At 38.1% G+C, this 24,441-nt stretch carries 20 protein-coding genes; 18 read left to right on the top strand and 2 right to left on the bottom strand.

Annotated elements, in window-relative coordinates; genetic code table 11:
* Positions 1-87: 87 nt before the first annotated feature.
* The 14 genes from VAHSUH02_RS05830 to trmFO all read left to right on the top strand — a co-directional run bounded on the left by VAHSUH02_RS05830 (position 88) and on the right by trmFO (position 16,499).
* Positions 88-438, top strand: a complete 351-nt coding sequence (locus VAHSUH02_RS05830; protein ID WP_005383404.1) for a hypothetical protein — start codon at positions 88-90, stop codon at positions 436-438.
* A gap of 410 nt (positions 439-848) precedes the next feature.
* A complete protein-coding gene (locus VAHSUH02_RS05820; protein WP_005383402.1) occupies positions 849-1,754 on the top strand; it encodes a DUF805 domain-containing protein in 906 nt (301 codons plus the stop codon).
* Between the two features lie 695 nt (positions 1,755-2,449).
* Positions 2,450-3,037, top strand: a complete 588-nt coding sequence (locus tag VAHSUH02_RS05810) for a hypothetical protein (RefSeq protein WP_005383400.1) — start codon at positions 2,450-2,452, stop codon at positions 3,035-3,037.
* Between the two features lie 820 nt (positions 3,038-3,857).
* Positions 3,858-4,733 (top strand): glycine--tRNA ligase subunit alpha, encoded by an 876-nt coding sequence (gene glyQ, locus VAHSUH02_RS05800; protein ID WP_005377537.1) that lies wholly within the window; start codon positions 3,858-3,860, stop codon positions 4,731-4,733.
* Position 4,734: 1 nt separating this feature from the next.
* Positions 4,735-6,786, top strand: coding sequence for a glycine--tRNA ligase subunit beta (gene glyS, locus VAHSUH02_RS05795; protein ID WP_005383392.1), 2,052 nt, complete (start codon positions 4,735-4,737; stop codon positions 6,784-6,786).
* A 146-nt stretch (positions 6,787-6,932) separates the two neighbouring features.
* Positions 6,933-7,304 carry a MarR family winged helix-turn-helix transcriptional regulator gene (locus tag VAHSUH02_RS05790; RefSeq protein ID WP_005377527.1) on the top strand — a complete coding sequence of 124 codons (372 nt, stop codon included), beginning with the start codon at positions 6,933-6,935 and terminating at the stop codon, positions 7,302-7,304.
* 170 nt (positions 7,305-7,474) lie between these two features.
* The gene (gene rplS, locus VAHSUH02_RS05785; RefSeq protein ID WP_005377523.1) at positions 7,475-7,816 is read left to right on the top strand and encodes a 50S ribosomal protein L19; all 342 of its coding nucleotides are present in this window, start codon (positions 7,475-7,477) and stop codon (positions 7,814-7,816) included.
* Positions 7,817-7,907: 91 nt separating this feature from the next.
* The gene (gene ylqF, locus VAHSUH02_RS05780; protein WP_005383389.1) at positions 7,908-8,813 is read left to right on the top strand and encodes a ribosome biogenesis GTPase YlqF; all 906 of its coding nucleotides are present in this window, start codon (positions 7,908-7,910) and stop codon (positions 8,811-8,813) included.
* Positions 8,806-9,606, top strand: coding sequence for a ribonuclease HII (locus VAHSUH02_RS05775; RefSeq protein WP_005383387.1), 801 nt, complete (start codon positions 8,806-8,808; stop codon positions 9,604-9,606). The genes ylqF and VAHSUH02_RS05775 overlap by 8 nt, the downstream gene beginning before the upstream one ends.
* Before the next feature lie 172 nt (positions 9,607-9,778).
* Positions 9,779-10,180 (top strand): YraN family protein, encoded by a 402-nt coding sequence (locus tag VAHSUH02_RS05770; protein WP_005383385.1) that lies wholly within the window; start codon positions 9,779-9,781, stop codon positions 10,178-10,180.
* 10 nt (positions 10,181-10,190) lie between these two features.
* Entirely contained in the window at positions 10,191-11,762 is a 1,572-nt protein-coding gene (locus VAHSUH02_RS05765; RefSeq protein ID WP_005383384.1) for a YifB family Mg chelatase-like AAA ATPase, read from the top strand.
* Positions 11,746-12,882, top strand: coding sequence for a DNA-processing protein DprA (gene dprA / locus VAHSUH02_RS05760; RefSeq protein ID WP_038148789.1), 1,137 nt, complete (start codon positions 11,746-11,748; stop codon positions 12,880-12,882). Before VAHSUH02_RS05765 ends, dprA begins: the two co-directional genes overlap by 17 nt.
* On the top strand, positions 12,872-15,190 hold the full coding sequence (gene topA, locus VAHSUH02_RS05755; protein ID WP_038148787.1) for a type I DNA topoisomerase: 2,319 nt from the start codon (positions 12,872-12,874) through the stop codon (positions 15,188-15,190). Before dprA ends, topA begins: the two co-directional genes overlap by 11 nt.
* Entirely contained in the window at positions 15,183-16,499 is a 1,317-nt protein-coding gene (gene trmFO / locus VAHSUH02_RS05750; RefSeq protein WP_005383381.1) for a methylenetetrahydrofolate--tRNA-(uracil(54)-C(5))-methyltransferase (FADH(2)-oxidizing) TrmFO, read from the top strand. Before topA ends, trmFO begins: the two co-directional genes overlap by 8 nt.
* 99 nt (positions 16,500-16,598) lie before the next feature.
* On the opposite strand, the gene lgt is transcribed toward trmFO, so the two are convergent.
* The gene (gene lgt, locus VAHSUH02_RS05745) at positions 16,599-17,426 is read right to left on the bottom strand and encodes a prolipoprotein diacylglyceryl transferase (protein WP_005383380.1); all 828 of its coding nucleotides are present in this window, start codon (positions 17,424-17,426) and stop codon (positions 16,599-16,601) included.
* Between the two features lie 131 nt (positions 17,427-17,557).
* Between lgt and VAHSUH02_RS05740 the strand changes: the two genes are divergently transcribed.
* The 3 genes from VAHSUH02_RS05740 (at position 17,558) to VAHSUH02_RS05730 (ending at position 22,289) form a co-directional block, all read left to right on the top strand.
* Positions 17,558-19,177 carry a glycosyl hydrolase family 18 protein gene (locus VAHSUH02_RS05740; protein ID WP_005383379.1) on the top strand — a complete coding sequence of 540 codons (1,620 nt, stop codon included), beginning with the start codon at positions 17,558-17,560 and terminating at the stop codon, positions 19,175-19,177.
* A gap of 80 nt (positions 19,178-19,257) precedes the next feature.
* Positions 19,258-21,726 (top strand): leucine--tRNA ligase, encoded by a 2,469-nt coding sequence (leuS, locus tag VAHSUH02_RS05735; RefSeq protein ID WP_005383378.1) that lies wholly within the window; start codon positions 19,258-19,260, stop codon positions 21,724-21,726.
* 83 nt (positions 21,727-21,809) lie between these two features.
* Positions 21,810-22,289: a deoxycytidylate deaminase gene (locus VAHSUH02_RS05730; RefSeq protein WP_005377547.1), complete on the top strand. Its 480-nt coding sequence runs from the start codon at positions 21,810-21,812 to the stop codon at positions 22,287-22,289.
* A gap of 123 nt (positions 22,290-22,412) precedes the next feature.
* Here the strand turns inward: VAHSUH02_RS05730 and VAHSUH02_RS05725 are convergent, their stop codons facing one another.
* Complete coding sequence (locus VAHSUH02_RS05725; RefSeq protein WP_005383377.1) at positions 22,413-23,642, bottom strand: aminopeptidase; 1,230 nt, start codon at positions 23,640-23,642, stop codon at positions 22,413-22,415.
* A gap of 152 nt (positions 23,643-23,794) precedes the next feature.
* On the opposite strand from VAHSUH02_RS05725, the gene VAHSUH02_RS05720 reads away from it, so the two are divergent.
* On the top strand, positions 23,795-24,424 hold the full coding sequence (locus tag VAHSUH02_RS05720; RefSeq protein ID WP_038148784.1) for a ComEA family DNA-binding protein: 630 nt from the start codon (positions 23,795-23,797) through the stop codon (positions 24,422-24,424).
* Positions 24,425-24,441 lie beyond the last annotated feature (17 nt).

Here is a 24,441-nt window from a genome sequence, read left to right as displayed (position 1 = left end):
ATAGAGTTGAATTGTAATCTTATAGGTATCGATATAAAGATATATTAGGTGTAGTCTGTAACAATAACTAAGATTTTAGAGGAAACTATGAAGGAGAATATTGCTTTATTATTAGCAATTTTATATCTGATCTATAGATATAAGACTTATAGTAAGGTTAATAAAATAATAGAAGACAGAATAGAAAATGTTCATAAGCCATTTTTTAAACGAATACAGGATGTTTTGCAGTGCTCTAAAGAAGATGCGGAGAAGGTAGGTTTAGAATTAGATAAATATTTTGTACCTTTAGAAAGTGAATTCTATAAAATTGATGATAATACTTACTCATTTATTGATGCAGGAGGTCTTAAAGGGACATTTTCAATAGATCAAAACTATAATTTATTGACATTAGTTTATAACGATGTTGATTTATTAGCTTTACATCAGGTTTAAAAATCTATAAGTAAAGAAGGCTTATATTATGAAAGAAATGACATTGTATGTAGTAAATATAGTATTATTAAATTTATTTTTTGTTTTTTAGGTGAAAATTAAAATGGTTACTATAAAAAAATTATTTTTCTATGCATTTGCATTATTTTCATTGACTTCAATTATATATGGAATGGCGTATGATTATATGAACGGTGCTGAAATCCACTATGATTTTTTTGGTGCTGGATTTGTTAGTTGGTTAATATTCTTTGGCATATTGAAAGAAATTTTTGGATTGTGAGAAATCTCTTAAATTTAATAAGTTATAATCTACTTAGTTGAAAATCAGATATGATGATTTAGGTGACTATGTGTACTTGTTAGAATTCGGATTAATTTTTTAGTGTAAAAAGCGTTAGATAAAATAGATGATAAGTGAAGAGATACAACTTATAAAACAAAATATATATGATTTACTCCATAATACACGAATAAGTAAGAAGGCCTACCTTATTATATTGATTGGTTTATTCTTTACTTATTTTGTTGGTAATGCAATTATAAACACTTTGTCTATCCAATTAATAGAGATGTATTACTTACGTTATATCTTTAAACTAATGGGTGTTTGTTTAGTTATAGAGTTAAGCAGACGTAGATTACATGATTTTGGATTATCAGGAAAATGGCTATACTTATGGTTAATAATAAGTTGTAGTATATATGGATATTATATGTATGATCTATTTGTAGTTGATGGATTAAATATAGCATTTTTTGAAGAACTCTTACTTCTAGAATTAGGTATTATTTTTATACTAACAATATTTTTATGCCTACTCCCAAGTAATCATGGTAATAATCAATATGGAAATAGTAGTGTTCAATTGATTTCACCAACGAAATCTGTTGGTTATTTAAATAACAAGTTAACTCTAGAGAATAAAAATGGATTATTAGAGTATATGAGGAATATTTATATACATCAGTCGTTTTGTCTTAACGGCAGAGCTAAAAGAGTAGAGGCTTATTTTGGTATAGGATCATTTGGTATGATTATTAGCTTAATCGTAAATTTTATCTCAATGCTTTTTATGATTAAAGATGAGACAGGAATAGAAATACTTACACCTATATCAATAGGTATATTTTATGTCTTATATTTTTATGCTATTCTATCAATTCTGACATTATGTATTCGTAGATTACACGATAGTTTATATAGTGGTCTCTGGGTCATATTATTATTGGTTCCGTATTTAAATATTTTTATTATATACAGAATATTTGTAAAAAGTAGTTGGGATATAAATAGTTTAAGGGATATAAGCTAATTGCTATTGCCCATTTGTATATGATATTTGTTGAAAGTAATGCATAATGATATTCCAACAGATGAAGGGATTAAATGAGAAGGAGAGTATAATAAATGAAATTAATATATTATGTTTCTACTACATTCTTGTTTTTACTCTTTGCCTATAGTGTAGTCCAATATATACGAAGATCTAATAAAGATAAAAATGAATTATATAGACTTATTAGTTTGGGTATATTTTTATTTGTATTTTTTACGGACTTCAAGTTTTTAGATTTTATAAATAAACAATTTAAGTATCTAATTGAGTTTTTGTTATTATCATTTAGTGCTTACCTGTTTTCACTAATATTTAAAAATAGTGATAATAAATGGATTTATTACTTATTTTCTTTGTTTACCATATTATTATTTTTAATGGCCATTTTATTTTATGTGTAATTTCATATTTATAAGATTGGGAGATAAGATTATTCATATATGATGAGTACCTTGTGAATATGGAAATGATATTGTGAGAAGGTACAAAAATGATGATATAGAAATGTACAATTTTGATTTTATATATGGTTAAAGGTAACATAAGCGAATAAAGAATAGTAAATAATAGGTTAGATAAAATGTTCGGGCCGTAGAATCATAAGGAAAATTGATTAAAAAAGAGATATTGAATAGTTAAACATCGTTAAGAAATAGAGTAGTGTAGGAATTATGATTAATCATATAAATAAAAACAGTTTAGATATACTTGCAGGTATAATGAATCAACATGTAGATAATATTTTTTCTCAAAAATTATTTGGATTTACTCCAGATAGAAGTCAAAAAAATTTAGATGAAAATAATGATGTAGTGATATATTTACAAATTCAGGATTCATACATTGAGATTGTTAATGACTATATAGAAACTGAAGAGTATGATGAATACCCTAATTTTGAAATAAAACGTTGTATTAAAATGAATGAAGATACAGATTACCATCAAATAGTATCAAATAATATTAATGGAATCATAGAACAGATTAGTATTGTTAATGATGAATTTACTACATTTTATTCAGATGAAATAAATAGTGTTGATGTAGCAATAAAAATTACTATTTCTGGTCATGATTACTATATTATTGCTTGGGATGCCATTCAAGGCAATTTAAGTTTTATTGATAAAAGTATAATTTGTAAGGAAGATTTTTGGCTTATTAGAAGTCAGATATCTAAATTTTGGATAAATAAAGATTTAGATTTAAGATACTTTTATAGAAAAGAAGTACCCATTACGGATAGGATAAATGAATGAATGTATATAAAATAAAGTATAATCTTTTAAGATTAGTTAGATTTCGGTTGTTGGGTATTATAATATCCACATTATGTTGGGGTTCAAGTGTACTAAAAGCATTGCCGGTGGATGGCTTATATGCCTTATGGGGCGGATTTGTAGTCTCATCTATTACTAATTTGATTATTGGATGGCCAATTATTCGTCGCAGAAAACTTCTTAAACTTATTTACCGAAGATATATAAATGAAGGAAACTCTCTAATTTCCTTTTGGATATGGTTTGTGATTGGATGGGTTGATAGAATTTTAAAGAGAGATAATCAGCACTTTACTTTTTTAGGTTTTCATTTCCTTCTTATACATTTTATGATTACATTTGGTTGACTATCTATATCATATTATTCATCTGGGTTGTATTATATGCTGATATGAATAATTGGGAACGATTGATTGCTGGAGGCTCTATAATTCTTTGGATTCTTAAATCCTTATATGTAAAGTAACCGCATTACTGGTACCCATTAATTTATATCTGTGTTGACATTCATCCCCCTGTATTGCTACAATATTGTGTATAATATATGCGATGAAGCAGAGTAGTAAACCTCTCTAGCGAGTGAGGATGGTGTAAGCTCACATTTGGTTGAAGGCGCTGCAGAGCATTGGCAGGAACGCAGAAATCTGTTAGTAAAGGCCAACATAGAAAAAAGAGGGCGCAAGCCAAATAGGGTGGAACCGCGGGTATACTCGTCCCTGTAACGTTTTTCGTTACAGGGACTTTTTTGTTTGTAACGAAATGGTTGATTTTATGTCGGTTGTGTAAAGTGGAGGCAGCAATGACATTTCAAGAGATTATACTAAATCTACAAAAGTTTTGGAGTGAACAAGGTTGTATCGTTCAAAATCCATATGACATCGAAAAGGGTGCAGGTACAATGAACCCTGCTACATTCTTGCATGCAATTGGTCCTGAACCATGGGCTGTATGTTATGTAGAGCCTTCTCGTCGTCCAGCAGACGGTCGTTATGGTGATAATCCTAACCGTTTGTTCCAACATCATCAATTCCAAGTTATTGTGAAACCATCTCCAGATAATATCCAAGAATTGTACTTACAATCCTTGGCAACACTTGGTATTCATGCTGAAGATCACGATATCCGTTTCGTAGAGGATAACTGGGAATCTCCAACACTAGGCGCTTGGGGCCTTGGCTGGGAAGTATGGCTCGACGGTATGGAAGTAACTCAGTTCACATATTTCCAACAAGTTGGTTCCATCGACTGTAAACCAGTTTCCGTAGAAATTACATATGGTTTAGAACGTTTGGCTATGTACATTCAAGGCGTAGAAAACGTATATGACCTTAAATGGAATGAAAACGTTACATACGGTGATGTTTGGCATGCCAACGAAGTTGAACAATCCGTTTATAACTTTGAATTAGCTGATACAGATATGCTTTTCAAATTGTTTGATATGTACGAAGCAGAAGCAAAACGTGTTTGTGGTGCAGGTTATGTATTACCAGCTTACGATTATGTATTGAAATGTTCCCACACATTCAACTTGCTTGATTCCCGTGGTGCTATTTCCATCAGCGAACGTACAGCTTTCATCGGCCGCGTACGTGCATTAGCTCGTATTTGTGCACAACAATACCTCGCTAAACGCGAAGAATTAGGTTTCCCACTTTTGAAAGGAGATAAATAAGATGGCAAAGGATTTATTATTTGAAATCGGTGCAGAAGAAATTCCTGCCGGCTTTATGCCTAATATCTTAGGTCAATTGAAACAATTGGCTGAAACAAAATTAAATGATGCCCATCTTCCTTTTGAAAGCATCGCAACTTACGGCACACCACGTCGTTTGGCTCTTATCGTGAAAGGTCTTGCTGACACATCTGCTGAAATCAGCGAACGTCATAAGGGCCCTTCTGCATCCATCGCATACGATGCTGACGGCAATGCTACAAAAGCAGCTATCGGCTTTGCTCGTGGTAAAGGTCTTGATGTAGCTGATCTCGTTGTAGAAGACGGTTATATTTACGCTGAAACTAAAACTGCAGGCGTACCTGCAAAAGATATCGTTACAGATATGTTGCCTCAATTGATTACAGGCCTTAACTTCCCTAAATCCATGCATTGGGGCAATTTAGATGCTAAATTCGTACGTCCTGTACGTTGGCTTGTAGCATTACTTGATGAAGAAGTAATTCCTGTAGAATTTGCTACTGTAAAATCTGGTAATGTAACACGTGGTCATCGTTTCTTAGGTGCTGATGAAATCACTATTAAGAATGCAGCATCCTATGTAGACACATTAAAAGAAAACTTTGTTATGGTTGATCAAGATGCGCGTCGTGAATTGATCTCTAAACAATTACATGATATTGCAGCTTCTAAAAATGCATCTATCGTTTGGGATGATGATTTGTTAGAAGAAATTAACTATCTTGTTGAATGGCCTACAGCATTGTGTGGTGGCTTTGAAGAATCCTACTTGGCACTTCCAGATGCAGCCATCATTACACCAATGAAAGATCATCAACGTTACTTCCCATTGGTTGACCAAGACGGTAAATTGTTGCCAATGTTCTTAACAGTTCGCAACGGCTCCGACCATTCCATCGAAGTAGTTCAAGCTGGTAATGAACGCGTATTGCGTGCTCGTCTTGATGATGCCAAATTCTTCTTTAACGAAGACCGCAAGAAACCTCTTATCGACCGTCAAGATGGTTTGACAAAAATCTTGTTCCAAGAAGGTCTTGGTAACTTGGCTGACAAAACAGAACGTTTGTTAACATTAGGCCTTGTGTTTAGTGAAGAATGTGAACTACACGAAGATGCGCGCGTCGTATTAGAACGTGCTACTGAACTTGCCAAAACAGACCTTACAACAGGTATGGTTACAGAATTTACTGAATTACAAGGTGTAATGGGTAAAGAATATGCGTTACTTGACGGTGAATCCCCAGAAGTAGCAGAAGCCATTTTTGAACAATATTTACCACGTTTTGCAGGCGACGTATTGCCTCAAACAGAAGCTGGTAAAGTGTTGTCCATTATCGACAAAATCGATAACATCGTTGCTACATTTAGCCGTGGCTTGATTCCTACCGGTTCTCAAGACCCATATGCATTACGCCGTCAAACAATTGGTATCTTGAACATATTGCTTAACAGCGAATGGAATATTTCCTTACGTCAAATCATCGTGGAATCTATGAATCTTCTTAATGTGCCTGCAGATAAACAAGATGAATTGCTTGGCCAAGTAGAAGAATTCATTACATTGCGTTTGAAAAACATTTTCCTTGACCGTGAAGTGCCTCATCACGTAATCGACTTGTTATTATCTAACAATGAATTGTCTGTTGCGGATGCTGAAGGTCTTGTGAAAGCGCTCTTAGCTAATCGCATTGATGAAAATGTTGAATTAGTACAAGCTTTCACACGTATGTATAATCTTGTGAAAGATGTAACATATACCGGTGTTGATGAAAGCCTATTGAAAGAAGATGCAGAACGTGCCTTGTATGAAATGGCTACAAAAGCATCTGAAGCAAGTATCGATGCATGGGATAAAAATGACTATGACGCTGTTGTGGCAGTACCTGCTACATTGGTGCCTGCCATCAACAAATTCTTTGAAGATGTTATGGTTATGGACAAAGATGAAGCTATTAAAGCTAACCGTTTACAACTTGTTCGTTTAGCCTATAGCGTAATGGCTATTATCGGCGATATTAGTGCATTAAAATAACATATATTTTATATAGTTAGGAAATTACATTTGTCTTAACTATGTGAAACTGAGGAAAGGCAACTGTGGTTGCCTTTTCTTTATGCAGGAATTTTGGCATCTATGTCGAATACATAAAGTATACAAAGTTGTAAGGAGATGTCATTATGATTACAAATGTTGAATTATTCAATGCCCTCCGTAATGTGACGGCTAAGCGTGAAGGTTCACGTTATAGAATACTTATGGAATTATATACAATCGGTAAGGGAACGAGCCAACGTGTATTAGTGGATAGTTTACAGATTCGTCCAGCTACCGTATCAGAGCAACTGGATGTACTCATACAATTGGGGTTTGTAGAAAAGACCATCGATACGATGGATAAGCGGACAACTGTTGTAACACTAACCGATGCAGGGAAAGAAGAAGCACATAGTTTAGTTGAACATAGGGAACAGCAGTTAGCTCATCGGTTTAGACGATTATCGCCAGAGGATCGACAAGATTTGTATGACCTATTAGGTCGTATTGATTAAGCTATATATTTGTATATAGTTGTGGTGAAATGGGTATATAAATCTATACAATATATAGTGTGTAACCTCTTGCATTGTACATTGACTTGTGATAATATATTACTGTTAATTTGAGACAGTCCGCTGCCTATAAGGTGTAGGTATTGAATGTCTGCAAACAGGAGGAAACAATGAACATTATTAACGTACTCGAACAAGAACAACTTCGTACAGACATCCCTACTTTCCGTGCTGGTGATACAGTACGCGTACACGTAAAAGTAGTGGAAGGTAGCCGTGAACGTATCCAAGTATTCGAAGGCTTGGTAATTAAACGTCAAAACGGTGGCGTACGTGAAACTTTCACAGTTCGTCGTATTGCATCCGGTGTAGGTGTAGAACGTACATTCCCACTTCACAGCCCACGCTTAGCTAAAATCGAAGTTATGCGCCGTGGTGTTGTTCGTCGTGCTAAATTGTACTACTTACGTAACCTTACTGGTAAAGCTGCTCGTATTCGCGAAAAACGCTAATGTTCTTAAAAGGCTGCCGTTGGCAGCCTTTTATTTTTGCTAAAATATAGATATAAATACATTCATACAAGATATATAGAAAGGAGACATTATGGCAGATTCACCTATCGTACATTGGTTCCCTGGGCATATGGCGAAAGCTACGCGCATGATAACGGAGTACATCAAAAAGGTAGATGTTGTTATCGAGTTATTAGACGCGCGTATTCCTCGCTCTAGTGCGAACCCTGTCATCTTAGAGTTAGTTGGTCAAAAACCGCATATTGTACTGTTAAATAAGGTAGATTTAGCAGATCCAAAAGCAACGAAGGAATGGACAGAATTCTTTACGCAACAAGGCATTACTGTATTAGCTATCGATTCCAAGTCTGGTAAGGGTAATAAGAAATTAGTATCTACTGTAGAACGTCTCAGTAAACCTATCATTGATCGTTGGGTAGCAAAGGGGATTCGTAGCCGTTCTATACGTACCATCATCTTAGGCATTCCTAATGTAGGGAAATCTACATTAATTAATTCCTTGGCTGGTTCTGCAGCAACTCGTACGGCTAATAAGGCAGGTCACACGCGTGGTCAACAATGGGTTAAAATTGGTAAGAATATGGAATTGCTCGATACGCCAGGCGTATTATGGCCTAAATTAGAGGACCAACGGGCTGCCGCACGTCTTGCTATGACAGGTGCCATTTCTGATGATGTATATGACTTAGAGCACGTAATTAAGCAATTGTTAAACCATCTATTGACGAATACACCTAATATCTTGATTGAACGCTATAAATTAAAAGAAGAAGAGATGGCCGATGTGGATACAATTCTTGAAAGTATTGGTCGTCGTCGAGGCTGCCTTGTAAGCGGTGGTGTTGTAGACCTTGATAAGGCGCGCCGCATTATTTTGCAAGACTATCGCAATACAAAACTTGGTACAATTACACTAGACCAAGTTGATGAAGAACCGTATTATCCAGAAGATGGTGAGGAAACATATCATGGATAAGGATATCTTCGCTAAGTTAAAGGTAGCTGATATTAAGGCTCTTTTTGAAACGGAACAAGCTCTGGAAATTTTACCATTAGCACAAGAAGATACTCGTAGTTCCGTTCAAAAATTAGCAGCCTCCTATATTAAACGTCAAGAAAAAGAGCTAAAAGAACAACAACGTTTGATGGGCATGTACGACTATGAAGGCATGTTCTATGATGAAGGGCTATATCATGTAGCTGGCGTCGATGAGGTAGGGCGCGGTCCCATTGCAGGCCCTGTTACCGTAGCTGCAGTCATTTTACCTCCTATGACATTAATTCCAGGCCTTAATGATTCTAAAAAGCTAACTGAAGAGAAACGTGAAGCATTGTATGACATCATCATGGAGGAAGCTGTAGCGGTCAGCTGTATTTCTTACGGTCCAGAAAAAATTGATGAGCTCAATATTTATGAGGCCACACGTCAAGCGATGTATGAGGCTATTCGCACCCTTGATGTACCTGCAGAGGCTGTCGTAGCTGATGCCATGAAATTACCTGATTTAACGATACCTGTTGAATCTATCATCAAGGGCGATAGTAAAAGTGCAAATATTGCAGCGGCATCCATCATTGCGAAAGTTACACGGGATCGATATATGAAAAGCCTCGATGAAGAATATCCTGGTTATGGTTTTGGCATACATAAGGGATATTATACAGAAATCCACAAAGAGGCTGTGGAGCAGCAAGGTGTGACATCATTGCATAGAAAGAGTTTTGAACCGATTAAGTCAATTGTTGGATGGCATCGAGAAGAAAAATAAATATATAGATTACTCTATTGTGAAATAAAAATGAAAAATCTATGGGAAAGAGGTTCCTATTGGTCACCTAGGTGACTATTAGGAACCTCTTTTCTATTTACATTCATGGTCAGACCGTCATATGTTGTATATATAAGTATTCGAAAGCATCTATATACATAAGGAGGTAATCATGAATACGATGAATTGTGAACAAAATTGTAACCTATTAGATGCAAAAGCTCTTGGTAATTGGGGAGAAGATATTGCTCGACAGTATATTGAGCAACAAGGATTGAAAATTGTAACGACCAATTACAAAACAAAGGTAGGTGAAATCGATATTATCGCCAAAAATGGGCTGACCTATCATTTTATTGAAATCAAGGCGCGTCGTGGTATCACCCATGGATTGCCACGGGAGGCCGTTTCAAAACGTAAACAAAAGCATATTAAGCAGGCAGCTATGTATTTTATACGGGATTTGCGGGCCCAGAACCGTAAATGGAAGGAACTATCCTTTGATGTAGTTGAGGTATATGTACATGAGGATTTTAAGGCCACTGTACACTATATGCCTCAGTGTTTCCTGTAGGAGGTCCATTATGTATGCAAAGGTCTATGGTGCTACCATAGATGGTTTAGATGGCGTCGTTGTAACAGTAGAGGTGGATATATCTCAAGGGCTACCTGTCTTTGACATTGTGGGACTCCCAAATCAAGCTGTAAAAGAATCGAGAGAACGCGTGCGGGCAGCCATTAAAAATAGTGGATTTGATTTTCCTATGCGTCGTATTGTTGTTAATCTAGGGCCTGCAGAGGTCAGAAAAAGTAGTTCCGGATTAGATTTGCCCATAGCCATAGGTGTATTAGCCGCATCAGGTCAAATTAGGCTACGCAAACCTAAATTAACAAAATTATTACAATCAACTCTGTTTATAGGCGAATTATCCTTAGATGGCAGTCTAAAAAAGACACAAGGCATTCTTAGTATGGCTATGAAAGCACTTGATGACAAGATTCTTACGATCTTTACAAGTTCGGATAATGTATCATTGCTGCACAATATAGAAGCAATCACATCCTATGGTGCACATACATTGGCGGATATTGTGAAACTTGTAATACGACCGGATGAATATCGTGTAGACACTGTTGATGACGATTGTAATGACGCGGTCAACAGCCTCATTGATTACAAGGATGTACAAGGCCAAGAACTAGGAAAACGAGCCATGGTTATTGCTGCTGCAGGTGTTCACCACGTGATGATGATAGGTCCGCCTGGATCTGGTAAAACTATGTTGGCAGAACGATTGCCAACCATTTTACCACCCCTAAGTTGGGAGGAGCGGCTAGAAACAACACGCATTCATGATGTGGCAGGGTTGCTCGAAAAGAATAGGCTGATTGCTAAACGGCCTTTTAGATGTCCTCACCATACAGCAACCTTGGCGAGCATCATAGGGGGCGGTAGTAATGCAAAACCGGGAGAAATTACATTAGCCCATAAAGGGGTGCTATTTATTGATGAAGCACCAGAATTTCCGCGCTATGTATTAGATGCGTTACGGCAACCATTAGAATCTCATATGATTACTGTGAATCGGTTACAAAATAGTTATGACTATCCAGCAGATTTTATATGTATACTCGCCGCAAATCCATGTCCTTGTGGATATTATGGGGACCCTCATAAGGAGTGTGTTTGTAGCTCTACAGAATTAGAAAGATATCAGCATAAAATATCTGGACCTATATTGGACCGCATAGATCTATTCATCCTTGTAGAGAGACCTAGTTTTAACGATATGTTATGTATGGATTCTGATTCTATGAGCAGTGCAGATATGAAACAACTCGTGGAGCAAGGGCGCCAGATGCAATTAGAACGTTTCCAAGACCAACCCTTTAAGTCGAATGGTGCCTTGCCACATGGCGCTATTCGTGAACTTTGTAATATACGCGATGATTGCTGGGGCTTGTTAGGAGACGTATATGAACGATTTCATTTTACAGGGCGTAGCTTTGATCGATTGCTGAAGGTGAGTCGAACCATTGCAGATTTAGATGGGTCCTTATATATAGAAAACGAACATATTTCAGAAGCTATGATGTATCGGCACATTCCATATCATGTGTCGAGGATAGGAGTTCATGATGGAGCAACAGTATGAAAGTAATTTTTATATTGCCGCCATGCAGAGTATTTCTTCACTAGGAGCGGCAACGATACGTGATTTAGTCGAAAAGTTTGGAGATCCTTATAAGGCATGGTGTGCTTTACAAAATCGTAAGAACCTAACGACAATACTAGGCATTCCGTCCACAAAATATAGGCAAATCGAGAAAGAGGCGACCGACGAACGATTACGGACTATCTATAAGGCTCTTAAGAACTGGCATATAGAATATATTACGTACCTTGACGTATTATTCCCTGGGCATTTGCAAGAGATATACAATCCGCCAGCCGTCATATTTGTGAGAGGAAATATATCGTTGTTAGATGATGAAACTATGAAAATTGCCATGGTAGGAGCTCGAAAATGTTCTGATTATGGTCGTAATGTGGCACTGCGGATAGGTAAGGAACTAGCTGCGTATAATGTAGCCATAGTCAGTGGTGGTGCGAGGGGGATAGATAGTCATAGCCATGAAGGTGCTTTATCGGCAAATGGACAAGTGATCGTTGTTATGGGATGCGGTTTAGATATTGTATATCCACCGGAGAATAAACGATTATTTGATGCCGTTCTTAAGAACAATGGTTTATTAGTATCAGAATATCCTCCCGGTACACCGCCGTCAGGTGTCCATTTTCCCGCAAGGAATCGCATTATTAGTGGGCTTTCACAAATCATTATCGTAGTAGAGGCCAAGGCGAGCAGTGGGTCTCTGATAACGGCTGATATGGCCGCCAATGAAGGACGTGAAATCTATGTGGTGCCTGGCAGTATTTTAAGCAATGTAGCGGAGGGCAATCACTGGCTCATGCGCCAAGGGGCTAATATATTAACGAAAGCACAAGATATAATCGAGGATTATGAGTTAAAGCCCCGTGTAGTTGATACGCAAGGGTCCGATGTGTTAAGCTTTAAGGTGGAATGGGAGGTTGTGTTGAGTACAATTCCTACCGATCAATGTATTAGTGTAGGCGATTTAATCAAGAAAACACACATTCCATTACAACGATTACAGAGCATTTTATTAGACCTTGAAATGAAACATATGATTGAAAAGGTTCATTCTAAGGGCTATATTAACATAATCGGGAGTGATAAACTTGTCCATTAAACGATCTATCGTTATTGGGGAACCGAAAGAACCAAAACAAGAAACAAAAAAGAAAAAGACTTCGGTCAAGAAAAAGGTAGCCAAGGAGGCGTTGACACCAGTTGGTATCGTGCGCGACAAATCGATTGTGGCTACATCGATGCCGCCAGAGCAACGGAAACCGCGCGTGTATAATCCGGATGGTAAAATCCTTGTCATCGTGGAATCACCGGCTAAATCTAAGACTATCGAGAAATTTTTAGGTCCTAATTATATTGTAAAAGCTAGTATGGGCCATCTTCGGGATTTGCCTAAATCTCAAATGGGTATCGACATTGATCATGATTTTACCCCACGATATAGCAATCTGGTAGCGCGTAAAAAGGTAATTGACGATTTGGTGGCCCATGCCGATGAAAGTAGCGCCGTATTGCTCGCAACTGACCCGGACCGCGAAGGGGAAGCTATTTCTTGGCATTTAGCATACATTCTAAACGTAGATACTACATCTAATTGTCGTATTACCTTCAATGAAATCACGAAAACTGCTGTTGCAGAGGCCTTAGAGCATCCACGTACTGTGGATATGAACATGGTTGATGCTCAGCAAGCCCGTCGTGTTTTAGACCGCATTGTAGGGTATAAATTGAGCCCTCTATTATGGAAAAAGGTTTGCAAAGGATTGAGCGCTGGTCGTGTTCAATCTGTAGCTGTGCGTCTCATATGTGAACGAGAACGGGAAATACAAGCCTTTGTGCCTCAAGAATATTGGTCTATTGAGGGTCAATTTAAGACAAAAACTAATGAAGAGTTTACCGCTGAACTAACGCATGTAAAGGGCGATAAACTCGATATTACATGTGAAACAGATGCAGTAGCAATCCAAAAGGCTATTGCGGATCATACGGCTACTGTTACATCGGTTAAGAAAAGTAAACGAAGCCGTAAACCAGCTCCGCCTTTCACCACATCTACATTGCAACAAGATGGTGTTCGTAAGCTCAATTTTGGGGCTAAGCGGACCATGATGATTGCTCAACATTTATATGAAGGTTTGGAAATCGGTTCTTATGGTCACGTAGGTTTAATTACTTATATGCGTACCGACTCTACACGTATATCCAAAGATATGCAAGAACAGGCACGAGACTATATTAAGAGAACCTATGGCGATGAATATTGCCCTGCTAAACCGAATGTATATGGTAAGAAGGAATCCGCTCAAGATGCGCATGAAGCCATTCGTCCTACATCTCTTGAATTGACACCTAAAATGGTAGAACCATTTGTAAGTCGCGATGAACTAAAGTTGTATACATTGATTTGGAATCGTTTTATGGCGAGCCAAATGGCACCACAACAAAATGAGTCCACTACTATTGAACTAGATATTGATGATACCTATACATTTAAAGCAACTGGTTCCCGTGTGTTATTCCCTGGATTTAGTACGGTCTATGAAGATAACAAGAAAGAAGAAACGCCACAATTACCAGCATTGAAGAAATCTGATGTGGTGGAAACGGTACTTATTGACCCAGAACAACATTTTACGCAACCGCCTGCTAGATATTCTGAAGCAAGCCTTATCAAAACATTGGAAGAATTAGGCATTGGTCGCCCAAGTACATATGCGCCAATCTTAGATACTATCGTTAGCCGCAACTATGTAGAAACTAATAATAAACAATTTATACCTACAGAACTCGGTTTTGTAGTAGTAGATTTCTTGGTGGCCTATTTTGAAAAAATCATCAACACTGGGTTTACCGCAGAACTTGAAGAAGAACTCGATGCCATCGCTAATGGTAAGGATACGTATGTGAAGGTATTGACCAATTTTTACAATATATTTAAGCAAGAATTAGATGATGCTAGTGATGTAGATAAAATTCAAATCGCATCCATGGAAAGTGATGAAACCTGTGAGCTTTGTGGTCATCCTATGGTCTATAAATTCGGCCGTTATGGTAAATTCTTAGCATGTTCTAACTTCCCAGAATGCAAGAATACGAAACCTATAACGGTTGGCACCGGTGTTGCTTGTCCTAAATGCGGTGAAGGGGAAATCGTAGAACGAAAATCTAAGCGTGGTCGTATCTTCTATGGTTGTAACCGGTATCCACAATGCGATTTTACGTTATGGGATAAGCCGACTCATGAGTTCTGCGATACATGTGGCAGTATCATTGTCGAAAAATCATATAAAAATGGTACGACGAAGAAATTCTGCTCCAATGAAACATGTCCAACTAGACCACCTAAGAAAACGAGAAAGAAAAAGTCTGATGATTCAGTAAAGAAAGAAGAGGATACAAAGAGTGAGTGAACATAGAGTTACTGTTATAGGGGCTGGCTTAGCTGGTTCTGAAGCAGCGTGGCAACTTGCCAATCGTGGCGTTGCTGTCGATTTATATGAAATGCGTCCTGTAAAGAGTTCTCCGGCTCATCAAACGGATCAATTTGCTGAACTAGTTTGTAGTAATTCTTTGCGCGCTGGTAATATAGAGAATGCTGTTGGTCTACTAAAGGAAGAAATGCGTCGATTAGGCTCGTTAATTATGGAATGTGCAGATGCAACAGCTGTACCTGCTGGTGGTGCCTTAGCGGTTGACCGTCATCTATTCAGTGCTATGGTAACTGATAAGATAAAAAGTCACCCTAATATTACAGTGCATCATGAAGAGGTGACATCTATCCCTACAGAAGGAACCGTTATCTTTGCTTCTGGTCCATTAACATCTGAAACACTAGGTGATGCTATTAGAGAATTAACCGGTAATACGGGTTTTTATTTCTATGATGCAGCGGCCCCTATTGTGACCGCAGAGTCTCTTAACTATGATAAGGTGTTTGCTGCGTCTCGCTACGATAAAGGCGATGCTGACTATCTTAATTGCCCTATGAATGAAGAAGAGTATAAACACTTCTGGCACGAATTGACCCATGCTGAGGCCGTACAGCCTAAGGATTTTGAAAAGGAAATCTATTTTGAAGGTTGTATGCCTGTGGAAATTATGGCATCTCGTGGAGAGGATACATTGCGTTATGGTCCATTGAAACCAGTAGGCTTAGTGGATAAGCGTACCAATGAAGAATCCTATGCGGTTGTACAATTGCGTAAGGAAAACAAAGAGGGAACTATGTTTAACCTCGTAGGGTTCCAAACTCATTTAAAATGGGGCGAACAAAAACGCGTGTTTGGTTTAATTCCTGGCCTTGAAAATGCAGAATTTATTCGGTATGGTGTGATGCATCGTAATACGTATATCAATTCTCCAGAATTGCTCAATCATGCATTCCAATTACAGTCTGATCATCGACTATTCTTTGCTGGTCAAATGACAGGTGTAGAAGGGTATCTTGAATCAGCCGCATCAGGGCTTATGGTAGGGTTACAGGTAAAACGATACCTTGATGATAATGCATTTATCAACTTCCCTAAAACGACGGCTATCGGATCATTGAGCCACTATATATCTTCCTATGAAGGATCTAATTTCCAACCTATGAATGTTAATTTTGGTATTATGGAATCATGGCCTCAACGGATTCGTAAGAAAAAAGAGAAAAATGCTCTCATTGCCAATCGTGCATTAGAAGAACTTGACGCATTAAAGGCACAAGAACAACTGTAAATGATGGTTGTCACTCATAGTCTATCGTTAGAATAATTGAATAGATATAAAAAAATCCTTCATTCATGGATGTTGTGTATCCGTGAATGAAGGATTTTGTTATTTACGTTTCTTTTGTTTTTGTGGTGCTTCTGGTACTGTTTCAGCCACACCTTGTTGCTTTTTATCTAGATAATCAAAGTAGATAAATAAACAGATACCTACAATCATAACAATGAGGCTCGTCATCTGTGCTGATTTAAGTCCCATTGTGAGGTTTACATAATCACCGCGTAAGAATTCTAAGCAGAATCGCGCTGCGGAATACAAGATAGCGTATAGAACGAACACTTGTCCTTTAGCATGTTTGAATGAGCTAAAGAGTAGTAAGATCACGAAGATTAGAATATCGATTTGGCCTTCCCAAATTTCAGCTGGCCATAATGGCTGATTACCATAGGTGCGGTATGCAAGGGTACTTTCAGGATAGAGAATACCAAAATTTCCACCCGTAGGATGACCAAAGGCATCGCCGTTAAACAGGTTAGCCATACGCCCAACCGATTGAGCTAAAATGAGGGCTGGCGCAAAAATATCGGCAAAGGCCCAGAAATCGATATTATGTTTTCTTAGATACCAATAACCGGCTAATGTACCGAGTACAACGCCTCCTTGAATGGCCATGCCGCCTTGCCATACGAAAGGAATTTCGAGGAGATGATTGCCATAGTAATGCCAATCGAAGAAAAATACATCCCATAAGCGGGCGCCGATAAGACCTGCTATAGCGACTGTAATAGAGAAATCAACAATGTGCTCGTGCCACCCACGACCGTCTTTTTTGAGTAAGAAATAGGCTACAGAGGCACCGCTAATGATGGCTAGTGCTAACATGACACCGTAGGCCCTGATCGGGAAATCGCCTATGAAAAATAGATATTGATGCATATGAACTCCTTTATGAATAAACGTTCATGCTTTTATAAGCATAGAAATTATAAGTGTCGATATATGTATGATATAATATAGGAATTGTTATGTAAACAAAAGCTAGTCAGCATAAATTATAGGAGACATACATGTTACGTAAATTTGCTATGGTCACTACCTTGGCAGCTGCTGTATTATCTAGTATTTCTGGTAATACTGTACAGGCTGAAGTGTTGGTGCCATTACAACAATATTTAAATACGACTAACCGTAATTATGAGGCCAATCAATATAAGACATCTTATACAATCTATGTACCACAGCTAGAACTGAATGGTACAACCATTACGATGAATCCTAAAGCCGTTGGAGAACCGGTTAAATTACCGATTACCAAACGGGATGGTGCCGAATATGTTGATGTAGAAAATGCAACACCGTTGATAGGTGTCACCTATACAAAGGATGGTGATCACGTTCAATTGACCGCTGCACCAGAGACGATGCAAGTATTGCAAAATAAACCTGTCCAAGGACCTCTATCTTGGGCCTTTGACCCATGGCCTAACCAAGATGCGCCGTATGCGAAAAAATTGAATGTCAGCGGAGATAACATCATCTCTCCAAGTTGGTTCAAATTGCATAGCCTTGGCTTAGAATCTAGTCCTAATATTAATGTGGACTATGTGAAAGCATACAAGGCCAACGGATATCATGTGTGGCCACTTATTACAAATCGTTTTGATCCAGATTTTACGAGTGGTATCTTAGCCGATGAAGCAGTGTGGAAAAAATACGCTCAAAATCTCATTCATTACGCTTATGTTTATGGATTTGATGGATATAATTTTGACTTTGAAAATGTAGACTATTCTGATCGTGATAAATTGACAAGATTCGTAGCATACTTAGCTGACGAATTACATAAGTATAATATTCAATCCTCTGTAGATGTAACGGGATATTCTAATAGTCCAAATTGGTCTCTTGTATATGACCGTAAGTCCTTCGCTAACAGTGTAGATTATGTCGTATTAATGGCTTATGACGAAACATGGGCCAAGAGTACTACGGCAGGACCGGTTGCAAGTTATCCTTGGGTACGCGATCATGCTGAGAAGATGTTGCAAGAGGTACCAAGTCATAAGCTTGTTCTTGGCATTCCATTCTACACTAGAATTTGGCATGAATCAGGCGGTGTGGCACGGGGTGAAACATTGGCCATTAAAAATGAATCATCTTATTTCACAAATCACGCATCGAATATTATTTGGAATGATACGTTAAAATCTTATTATGCAGCTATTCCAACAACTAGTGGTACTGATAAGATTTGGTTTGAAGATAATAAATCCTTAGGATATAAATTAAACCTAGTGAAAGAATTACAATTGGCCGGCTTTGCTGCATGGCGTAAAGGCTTTGAAGATGATACTACGATTACAATGATTCAAGGCGTTGATTTAGGTAAAGGTACACCTAACACAGCACCAGTTGTTGAAGCTCCTAAGCCTGTTGTTGAAAAACCATTAACAAAGGCTGAACGTAAGGCTCTTGAAAAAGCAGCAAAAGAAAAGGCGAAAACAGAAGCTAAAGCAGCTAAGGAGAAGGCAAAAGCAGAAGCTAAAGCTGCAAAAGAAAAGGCGAAAGCCGAAGCTAAAGCATCTAAAGAACGTACAAAAGCGAATGCTAAGACTGTGAATGAAAAGCAAAAGGTTGATAATGATATAGCGTCTATCGTTCCCGCTGTTCAAGTAGTAAAAAAGTAGATAAATTGACGGTTTATGGTACGAAGTAGTACAATAATACTATTAATTAGAATCACAAACAGATTTGAGGAGGCACCTACATGAACGAAAAATATGTAGCCCAAGATATTGAGAAAAAGTGGCAAAAGTACTGGGATGAGAACTATACTTTTAAAACTGAATATGACGAAAGTAAAGAGAAATATTATGCATTAGAAATGTTCCCATATCCATCTGGCAATTTGCATATGGGCCATGTGCGTAACTATTCCATCGGCGACGTAGTAGCGCGTTTTAAGAAAATGAATGGTTTTAACGTATTGCATCCAATGGGCTGGGATTCCTTTGGTATGCCTGCAGAAAATGCAGCTATTAAACATGGTATTGCACCTAAAACATGGACTCTTGATAATATTGAGAACATGAAAAAGCAACAAAAAGCATTGGGCCTTTCCTATGATTGGGACCGTGAAGTTGCTACATGTAAAGAAGATTACTATAAATGGACACAATGGTTCTTCGAACAATTCTATAAAAAAGGGTTAGCTTATAAAAAAGAAGCAAAGGTTAACTGGTGTGAAACATGCCACACTGTATTAGCTAACGAACAAGTTATTGATGGTCTTTGCTGGCGTTGTGATAATCCTGTAGAGAAAAAAGATTTATCTCAATGGTTCCTCCGTATCACTGAATATGCAGATCGCTTGTTAGATGATCTCGATACACTCGATGGTTGGCCTCAACGCGTTAAATTGATGCAAAAGAATTGGATCGGTCGCTCTGAAGGTACAGAATTCTCCTTTGATGTGCCATCCATTAACGAACGTATTTCCGTATATACGACTCGTGTAGATACAATCTACGGCGTAAGTTACGTTGTATTGGCTCCTGAACATCCATATGTAGAACGTTTAATTGAAAATGCACCTAACAAAACTGATTTAGATGCTTTTATCACGCGTATGCGCAACATGAGCGACATCGACCGCACATCTACAGAAGCACCTAAGGAAGGTATGTTTACCGGTTCCTATGCGGTAAATCCTATGTCTGGTGAACAAGTGCCTATTTGGATTGCTAACTATGTTCTCGTAGATTATGGTACTGGTGCCGTTATGGGTTCTCCTGCTCATGACGAACGGGACTGGGAATTTGCTCATAAATACGATTTACCTATTAAACCTGTTGTGTCTCACAATGGTGAAAACTACAATTTAGATACATGGGAAGAATCTGACCACGAAGATGGCGTGTTGATTAATTCTGGTGAATTTGATGGTCAAACATCTGAAGAGGCTCGTAAAAATATTACGGCTGCACTTCATGAACGCGGTATCGGTGAAGGTAAAACTAATTTCCGCCTTCGCGATTGGCTTATCTCTCGCCAACGTTATTGGGGCGTGCCAATTCCTGTTGTATATTGCGATACATGTGGTGAACAACTCGTACCAGAAGAAGAATTGCCTGTACGTCTTCCTGAAGATGTTAAATTTGAATCCGGTGCTGTATCCCCATTGGCAACATCCGAAGCTTTCATGAACGCTAAATGTCCTAAATGTGGTGGCCCTGCGCGTCGTGAAACAGATACTATGGATACATTTATCGATTCATCTTGGTACTTCTTGCGTTACACTGACGCATTGAACGATAAAGCACCATTCGATTCCAAAATTGCTAATTACTGGATGAACGTTGACCAATACATCGGTGGTATTGAACATGCTATCTTGCACTTGTTATACTCTCGTTTCTTTGTGAAAGTTATCCATGATTTAGGACTTATCGAAGCTAACGAACCATTCCGCGGCCTTTTGACACAAGGTATGGTACTTAAAGAAGGCAGCAAGATGTCTAAATCTAAAGGCAATGTGGTTTCTCCAGAAGAAATTATCAATAAGTACGGTGCTGATACAGCACGCTTATTCATCTTGTTTGCAGCACCAGTTGACCGCGATCTTGATTGGAGTGACCAAGGTGTTGAAGGTTCCTATCGTTTCTTAGGTCGCGTATGGCGTATTGTTGATGCGTATGCCCAAGCAGCAAAAGACAATCATACGGGTGACCTTACAAAAGACGAAGTGGCATTACGCCGCGAATTACACCGTGTTATCAAAAAGGTTACAGAAGACTTAGATAATAACTTCAACTTTAATACGGCAATTAGTGCGATTATGGAACTTGTTAATGCCATGTATGCACACAAGGACAAAGCAGAATCCGTAAATGCTGATCTTGCTAATGAGTTAACACATAATCTCGTGTTGTTATTAGCTCCGTTCGTACCACATATTACAGAAGAATTGTGGCATGAACTTGGCGAAACTGAATCCGTTCATACTATGAACTGGCCAACATACGAAGAATCTGCTCTTAAAGTAGATGAAGTAGAAGTGGTTCTTCAAGTTAATGGTAAGGTTCGCGATAAATTAACTGTTTCTGTGAATATTACGAAAGAAGAATTGGAAGCATTGGCTAAAGAATCTAGCCGTGTTCAAGAATTTACAGAAGGTAAACAAATCGTTAAGGTTATCTACGTACCAGGTAAACTTGTGAATATCGTTGTAAAATAATATTTCTATATATGATTTGTTAATATAATGAAAGCCCCCAACTACATAGGTAGAAGGGGGCTTTATTATCTAGAGAGGTTATTATGGCAAAACGTAGCGATTATATTTCTTGGGATGAATACTTTATGGGCGTTGCTATTTTGGCTGCGCAACGCTCCAAAGATCCTAATACACAAGTGGGGGCCTGTATCGTCAGCAATGACAACAAGATCTTATCCATCGGTTATAATGGCATGCCCTTAAATTGTAGTGATGATGATTTTACGTGGGAACGGGATACGGCAGATGATAATAAATATTTCTATACCGTTCATAGTGAATTAAATGCGATTCTAAACTATCGCGGTGGCTCTTTAGAAGGGTCTAAGATTTATGTAACACTATTCCCTTGTAATGAATGTGCAAAGGCGATTATTCAAAGCGGCATAAAGGCCGTTATTTATCGAGATGATTTGTACAAAGATACTAAAGAGGTTAAGGCTTCAAAACGTATGCTAAAGACGGCTGGTGTAGATATTATTGAATATCAATCGACGGGCCGCGTATTAGAAATAACACTATAATAGATAAAAGAGGGATGGTGTATCCTTCGAAAGCGACTTTGGCCCTGCGGAGGCCGAAGGCCGGAGTCAGACCCGGCCGGTGGAGCTTACGGAGGATGTACCATCCCTTTTATATGTTGTGTGTTATACCAATAAGCGGCCGTCGATCATGATATCTACTTGTTGGCCGTCTTTTGTAATGCCTTTAATATTCATGTTTTCGTGACCAATCATAAAGTCCACATGAGCAAGGGAGTGGTTGAGACCACGTTCTTTGAGTTCATCTTCAGAAAGGCCGTCGCTATTTTTTAGACAAGTTGGATAGGCTGCACCGATTGCTAAATGGCAGGATGCATTTTCATCAAACAATGTTTCATAGTAAATCATGTTAGATTGACTAATAGGACTATAGTGATCCACGAGGGCTACTTCACCAAGATATTGAGATCCTTCGTCTGTTTCGATGAGTTCTTTAAGAATATCTAACCCTTTTTCAGCCGTGTAATCAATAATTTTACCGTTTTCAAAGGTAAAGGAGAAGTTAGAAATAGGATTGCCTTGGTAGATTAGTGGTTTTGTACTGACTACTTTACCATTTACACCATTCCATTGAGGTGCACAGAACACCTCTTCTGTAGGTATATTAGCATTAAATTTGATACCCTCTTTAGAGAACTCTTCGCCACCTTGCCAAATATGGTCTTCTGGTAATTCAAGAAGTAAATCTGTGCCATTTTCACATGTATATCGCAATGCTTTCAAATCAAGAGCGTTTAATGCTTCGCGACGATGGCGTAGCTTAGCCATGTGATGCGCATATGTTTCTTTTGCCTCTACATCATTGAGACGACATAACTTTAGTAATGTAAGCCAGAGTTGGTTGAGTTTTTCTTCATCTGATCCCTCATAGCCAAGAAGTTCAGCCCAAAGCACTGTTGGTACAGCGGCTACACACCATGTTACGGATGAGTTCATGATGGCTGTATGGTAGAAGGATAGTACCTTGTTGAGATTGCGTGAGTTTAGGCTAATGCGCTCTGTAGGAATTCCTGCTAACGCCTTTGGATTGGCACTGATAAGTGATAAAAAGGCAGCTTTTTCCTCTACATATTGCTCGTAATATACAGGAATCCATTTAGCCGGTGTTTCTAGAACCGACGCATCAGCATGTAATAAGCGTTGTCGTGTAATTGGGGTATGACGCCAATTGATGATAACCTCTTTGGCACCCAATTGATAGGCTTCTTCCGTAACGATGACTGCAAAATCTTTATTGTCTACATCAACAGATACGATGAGTGTTTGCTTTTCTTGTAAATTAACGCCAGACTGCAATAAAGTACGGGCGTATTTACGTAATAATTCTTGATTCATTATAGACTCCTTAACATAGTAATAGGATATACCGGTAAAGTATGTTCCTTTAATTCGATATAATTTTGAAAACTCCTGCTTATGTGACTAATAGAGTCACAAGTAGGAGTTATTTGTTGTATATGGAAACTCTAATAGTAGGAGGTGACCATATGAAACAAATGATTGTGTCACATAAGTGGATTGTAATAATCCTGTGTATTTTAGTAGGAATTTATTTCCTATGGCCTATTATAACAGAAGGAAGCACCACAATGCCAGATTCGTCCGTATTAGCGGCTAATACTTCAGACATGAATAGCATTAATCATCATGAAAGTAATTCTATTCATGCTAATAATGGGGTAGTTCAACCTGAACAACATACTGAAGGTACAGATGCTATTGTGTATGTGACGGGCGCTATTCAATCACCAGGACTTTATAAGGTGGCATCTAGCACGACAATTGGCGATGTTATAAAGGGGGCTGGAGGTGCACTACCATATGGAGATATAGAGTCCATCAATTTAGCAGAGACAGTGACAGGCGGACAACATATTCACATCAAATTTAACTTTCACGGGAATCCTGAATCATTACTACGAAATCAAAAGATTAATATTAACACGGCTACCGTTAAGGAACTCGATTCACTGCCTGGAATTGGGCCAACCATGGCACAACGGATTGAAGAGTATCGTCAAAGTAAGGGCGCTTTTACATCTATAGAGGATATCAAGCATGTCAAAGGTATCGGCGATGGATTATTTAAGAAGATACGCGATAAAATTACAGTCTAATTTACCTATTTATTTGA

It is taken from the genome of Veillonella atypica KON (assembly GCF_002959915.1).
Lineage (GTDB): Bacteria > Bacillota > Negativicutes > Veillonellales > Veillonellaceae > Veillonella > Veillonella atypica.
Note: the sequence above shows the minus strand (reverse complement) of the source record. Positions and strands in the feature narration are given on the sequence as shown.